2 protein-coding genes are annotated in these 2,092 nt (G+C 35.6%); both read right to left on the bottom strand.

The window, feature by feature from the left end:
* Window positions 1-459, bottom strand: a 459-nt coding sequence (locus QZU81_RS10870; protein ID WP_295591798.1) for a V-type ATP synthase subunit K, incomplete at its 3' end; no start/stop codon positions are given.
* A gap of 64 nt (window positions 460-523) precedes the next feature.
* The coding region (locus tag QZU81_RS10865) for a V-type ATP synthase subunit I (protein ID WP_295591797.1) at window positions 524-2,092 on the bottom strand (1,569 nt) is incomplete at its 5' end.

The raw sequence follows: 2,092 nt of genomic DNA, 5'->3' as shown, positions 1-2,092 counted from the left end.
AAGTAAAATAGCAATCAAGAAACCGTAAATAGCTTGTGTCTCTGGTAATGCAGAGAAAATAATACCACGAGCAAACATATCATTGTCTTCTACAATAGCGCCGACAGAGGATGCTGCTGCCATACCTTGTCCCATACCGGAACCTAAACCAGCGAAACCAATGGATGCACCTACACCAATAGCTACAATACCTGCTTCAGTAGGTAATCCTTGTCCTCCACCTAATAATCCTGAGAATACTAATAATAAGATTGCAACCAAGAAACCGTAAATAGCCTGAGTTTCTGGTAATGCAGAGAAAATAATACCTCTTGCAAACATGTCATTGTCTTCTGCAACTGCACCTACAGAACCAGCAGCTGCCATACCTTGCCCTAAACCGGAACCTAAACCGGCAAAACCAATTGCTACTCCAGCACCAATAGCTGCTAAAGCAGTACCTAAAGCAATTTCTACCATATTTATTCACCTTTGAAATAATATTGATTTTTTTAATTTAATTTAAGATATAAATGAAAAATTTTTAATTTTTAATTTTTGTAAATGTTCTTTTTGCTTTGAAAGCATCGAATTTACCTTTACCTTCTTCAAAGAATTGTGCGAAGAACTCTACATAGTTAAGACGTAAAGCGTTAATAAATGCACCTAATACTTGGAAAGCGAAGTTTGCAATATGACCACCAATAAATACGATAACTGCAAGTACAATTCCAACAAATGGAACCATTTGATCAAGCATTTGTGCTAAGATGTTTACAGTCATAGCAATACCGCCGGTAGCTAAACATAATGCTAAAAGACGAGCAAATGATAAAACATCTCCCAAGAATCCGAAGATATCCATTAATCCAAATGCACCATTAGCCCAAATTAATATTCCAATAGCTGCAAGTATTAAAATTCCACCTAATGCCATACCAATCATGCCGATTGCAGGCATCATAAATCCTAAAACGAGTAAAAGTAATCCTGCTTCGAATACAAACCAACAAATTTGAGATCCTAAAGCTTCTTTAGTCCTTCCGTATCTTAAGTTGTTAATAGCACCTATTATGAATCCAATATTTACATATAATAAACCAACAGCAATAGCTATTATTAAAATGGTTTCAGGATGTTTAAATGCTTCAACTGGAGCGAATACGGTTGGCAAACGGAATCCGGCTATTCTTTCTGGGAAGTCCCCAATGAAACCATTGGTTATCAAACCTAGTACCACGGCCCACAGACCAGACCAGATTAAAATCCAACCAAATGAATGCATGGATTCTTTAACTTTTCCAAGACCTTTCAATAATACAACACCAATTGCCGCTACAACCAAACCATATACTGCATCGGTTAAACAGAAACCGAAGAAGAATGGGAATGTAATCGCAACAAATATTGTTGGATCAATCGCATTATAACGTACTGGAGCGTACATATCTACGAGGTATTCGAAAGGTTTTGCATACCATCCATTTTGTTGTAAAATAGGAACATTTTCATCATCAGTACCTTCAACCTCAATTGTTTCAAAGGCACAATGTCCGTCAGAACTTTTTTCAACAATTTGTTCAACTTTTTCGGTATCTTCAACAGGCACCCATGCTTCAAGTACATAAGCATCATTAGTTTGAACAAAAGAGGATAGGATTTCGTTCTTTTCTTTTTCATTTTCTAATTGTTCTTTGAGAGCCAATATCTCATCATCCCATTGCTCAGCAACTGCTCTTAATTCTTTTTTAACAGATTCACGTTCTGAATCAATGGTTAATAATCTGGAATCAGCTTTTGAAATAATATGTTGAGGAGTACCTTCAACGTCACCTACTTCAATTTTCTCAAAGTCGTATTTACGAAGTGTTGAATAAACATCATCACTAAATTCTTTTAATGTTACTACAGTGATAATTTCTCCATCATCATCAGCCATAGGAACAGTAAATACTTCTAATTCATCAGTCAAGTTACTTAATTCATTTTTGATTTCTGAAGCAGATTCAGCATCAATCCTTCCAACAGTAGTAGAAGTGTACTTTGAATCTTTTAAAAGAGCTAAATCCATGTCAAAATTAGATAAGCGATTAGCCAAACTTTTATTAGACTT

The organism is uncultured Methanobrevibacter sp. (genome assembly GCF_902770715.1).
Classification (GTDB): Archaea; Methanobacteriota; Methanobacteria; order Methanobacteriales; family Methanobacteriaceae; genus Methanocatella.
Note: the sequence above shows the minus strand (reverse complement) of the source record. Positions and strands in the feature narration are given on the sequence as shown.